At 36.6% G+C, this 3,625-nt stretch carries 6 protein-coding genes; all 6 read right to left on the bottom strand.

Going from position 1 to position 3,625, the window contains the following annotated elements; all coding sequences use genetic code 11:
- A partial coding sequence (locus ACY65O_RS10695; protein ID WP_462220847.1) for a M24 family metallopeptidase occupies positions 1-337 on the bottom strand: 337 nt, incomplete at its 3' end.
- A 114-nt stretch (positions 338-451) separates the two neighbouring features.
- Positions 452-1,792, bottom strand: a complete 1,341-nt coding sequence (secY, locus tag ACY65O_RS10690) for a preprotein translocase subunit SecY (RefSeq protein WP_462220846.1) — start codon at positions 1,790-1,792, stop codon at positions 452-454.
- A gap of 78 nt (positions 1,793-1,870) precedes the next feature.
- A complete protein-coding gene (gene rplO, locus ACY65O_RS10685; protein ID WP_462220845.1) occupies positions 1,871-2,320 on the bottom strand; it encodes a 50S ribosomal protein L15 in 450 nt (149 codons plus the stop codon).
- A gap of 145 nt (positions 2,321-2,465) precedes the next feature.
- Entirely contained in the window at positions 2,466-2,648 is a 183-nt protein-coding gene (gene rpmD / locus ACY65O_RS10680) for a 50S ribosomal protein L30 (protein ID WP_462220844.1), read from the bottom strand.
- A gap of 82 nt (positions 2,649-2,730) precedes the next feature.
- Positions 2,731-3,249, bottom strand: coding sequence for a 30S ribosomal protein S5 (gene rpsE / locus ACY65O_RS10675; protein ID WP_462220843.1), 519 nt, complete (start codon positions 3,247-3,249; stop codon positions 2,731-2,733).
- Positions 3,250-3,336: 87 nt separating this feature from the next.
- The coding region (gene rplR, locus ACY65O_RS10670) for a 50S ribosomal protein L18 (RefSeq protein ID WP_462220842.1) at positions 3,337-3,625 on the bottom strand (289 nt) is incomplete at its 5' end.

Raw genomic sequence — 3,625 nt, 5'->3', positions numbered from 1 at the left:
CAACTGCAAATGTGTAAGCACTGTCGCCATGAAAACCATTTTTAAACGCCCCTACATCTACAGAAACTATATCACCATCCTTTAATACATCTTTTGTAGGAAAGCCATGTACCACAGCATCGTTAACAGAAATGCAGCATGCAAAAGGAAAATCCTGGTATCCTTTAAATGATGCTGTTGCGCCATTATCCAAAATAAATTTTTCGGCAAACTGATCCAATTCAAAAGTTGAAATACCAGGCTTAATAATTTTAGCCACTTCTGCCAAAGTTTTACTCACCAGCAAACTGCTTTCTCTTATTAGTTCAATTTCTGCTTTGCTTTTATAATGAATCATACCCCTATCCCCTAAAGGGGGATTATTATGTTTTGTAAATAAATTTTTAAAACAAACCCCGACGTATTTTGTCGGGGCTTAATTATTTTAAGTCCCCGAAAGGGGAAAATGAAATTAAATAGTTGTTGCAGCCTGTCTGCCCTGTATTCTTCCACTGCTCATTAAACCATCGTACTGGCGCATTAATAATTGTGTTTCTATTTGCTGTAAGGTATCTAAAATTACACCTACCATAATCAGCAAAGATGTTCCGCCGAAGAAAGTAGAAAAATTCTGTGTCATACCTACAAAAGCCAATTGACAAAGGCCGGGAAGAATACCAACAAATGCTAATAAAACAGCACCCGGTAAAGTTATTCGGTCCATTATTGTTCCAATATAATCTGCAGTAGGCTGGCCTGGTTTTACACCGGGAATAAAACCATTATTACGTTTTAATTCATCGGCCATTTGCTTAGGATTAAAAATTAATGCGGTATAAAGAAAAGTAAATGCAATTACAGCTACAGAATAAATAAGCATGTACCATACATTGGTATGATCGTTTAAAAAGCTTGCCTGTGTTGTTTGACCTAATCCGGTAATAAATGCAATTAAAAATAATATTGCCTGTGCAAAAATGATTGGCATTACACCCGAAGCATTTACTTTAAGCGGTAAAAAATTTCTTGCACCACCAAACTGGCGGTTGCCTACAATTTGTTTTGCATAGTTTACAGGCACCCTTCTTGTTCCCTGTATAAGCATAATCAAGCCCATTATAACTGCAATAAGAAATACAATTTCTATAAGCATTATCAATAAACCACCGGCACCTCTTGTTGTTCTTGCTGCCCATTCCTGTGCTATCGCCTGCGGCAATCTTCCCAAAATACCGATCATGATAATTATAGAAGTTCCATTGCCTAATCCTTTATCGGTAATTTTTTCTCCCAACCACATTACAAACAATGTACCTACTGTTAGAATAACTACGGTTGAAACCCAGAAATAATTACTATACTCTGGAATTAAAGCACCCTTGTAAGTTGTAGTTAAAAAACCAATATAAGCTATTGCCTGAAAAGCGGTAACACCCACCGTTAGGTAACGTGTCCACTGGTTAATTTTCTTTCTTCCACTTTCACCTTCTTTCTGAATTTTTGCAATTTGAGGAACAAGAATTGTCATCAATTGCATAAAAATAGATGCAGAAATATAAGGCATGATACCTAATGCAAAAATAGAAGCCCTGTTAAAAGAACCTCCTACAAATGTATCCAGCAAACCCAATAAGCCTCCGGATGTTTTTGAATTACCTTCAGCAAGTTTAGCTAATTCATTGGGATTGATACCAGGCAATATAATGTGGGTACCCACTATATAAATGAATATCAATAAAAGCGTAAAAGTGATTTTGTTACGCAGTTCTTCAATGCTCCAGATATTCCTAAGTGTTTTTATAAACTTCTTCACAGATTTAAAACGATTTAAATGTTTTGCGCTAAATTAAAAATGACCCCCGCTAAGCGTGGGTCGGCAAATATCGTGAAATTATTTAACTATCTCTACAGAACCTCCGGCAGCTTCTATTGCAGCTTTAGCTTTTTCGCTAACTGCATTTACTTTAAACACAAATTTTCCTTTTACTTCGCCGTTGCCTAAAACTTTTACACTATCAAACTGGCTGATAATTCCGTTGATATATAAATTCTGCAAATTAAATTCTGTGATGCCGTATTTTTCTGAAAGATGATCTATTTGACCCAGGTTTAGTACTTTAAATTCTATACGGTTGTTATTCTTAAATCCACGCTTTGGAATACGGCGTTGAATAGGCATCTGTCCACCTTCGTGGGCCATTTTACTTTTGTAACCTGCACGGCTTTGTCCACCTTTGTTACCTTTTGTAGATGTTCCACCCTTACCACTTGCTTCACCACGTCCTATTCTTTTTTCTTTGTGCGTTGCGCCTTTTGCAGGCTTTAGTGTATGTAATTTCATTGTATGTTGATTTTGTACTTACGGGGAATCACCCCTCGCTTTTTATGTAATGTGCCAATTTGCAAAGTGGCAAATGTGCAAAATTTAATTCAAAATTATTTACTTTGTAAACAGTAAATATGCAAATTGTTTCATTTGCAAATTATTACGCCAGTTCTTCAACTTTTATAAGATGGCTAACTTTTGTAACCATGCCTAAAATTTGTGGCGTAGCTTCTACTTCAACAGATGAATTCATCTTTTTTAAACCTAAAGCTACCATTGTTCTTTTCTGGCGCTCCGACCTGTCGATTACACTTTTAACTTGTGTTACTTTTATCTTTTTCATGCCCCAAACCCCTAAAGGGGAATTTTGTTTTATATGATTAATGAATAACCCATCCGTAACTCCCCTTTAGGGGATGGGGGCTTTATCCGTTAAATACTTTCTTTAAAGAAATAGTACGGGTTTTTGCAACTGCAATTGGCTCACGTAAAGAAGCTAATGCTTTAAAAGTTGCTTTTACTACGTTAGTAGGATTAGCAGAACCAAGGTTTTTTGCTAATACGTCAGTAATACCTGCTGCTTCTAAAACCGCTCTCATACTGCCTCCGGCAATTACACCGGTACCATGTGCTGCAGGTTTAATAAATACTTTTGCCGCACCTTCTTTACTCAATTGTTCGTGAGGTATGGTGCCATGCATAATAGGAACTTTTATTAAATTCTTTTTAGCATCTTCAATACCTTTTGTAATGGCTTCCTGCACTTCTTTTGCTTTACCTAAACCATGACCAACAACGCCTGCTTCGTTACCAACAACCACTAAGGCTGAAAAACTAAAAGCACGACCGCCTTTGGTTGTTTTAACCACACGGTTAATAGCAACCACTTTATCTTTTAATTCAAGATCGCCTGCCTTTACTTTGTTTAAAATTAAATTTGCCATTTATATCGATTTTTCGATTTGTGATTTATGATGTTTGATTTATGATTTTTTGAACTGCAGATAAATCATAAATCTGCAATCTGCAATCTAAAATACCAACCCGCCTTCTCTTGCACCTTCAGCAACTGCCTTTACACGGCCATGATAGATATAACCACCACGATCAAATACTACTGTTGTAATACCCAACTCTTTTGCTTTTGTTGCAATGGCAGCACCAACCAATTTACCTTTTTCAATTTTAGGCGCTTTTTGTGCAGCGATATCATTTTGTCTTGATGAAGCTGCGGCTAATGTTACACCGCTAGCATCGTCAATTAATTGAGCATAAATATCTGCATTGCTTCTAAAAACGCTCAATCTTGGTTTTGCTGCA

Source organism: Ferruginibacter sp., assembly GCF_031430955.1.
Lineage (GTDB): Bacteria > Bacteroidota > Bacteroidia > Chitinophagales > Chitinophagaceae > Ferruginibacter.
Note: the sequence above shows the minus strand (reverse complement) of the source record. Positions and strands in the feature narration are given on the sequence as shown.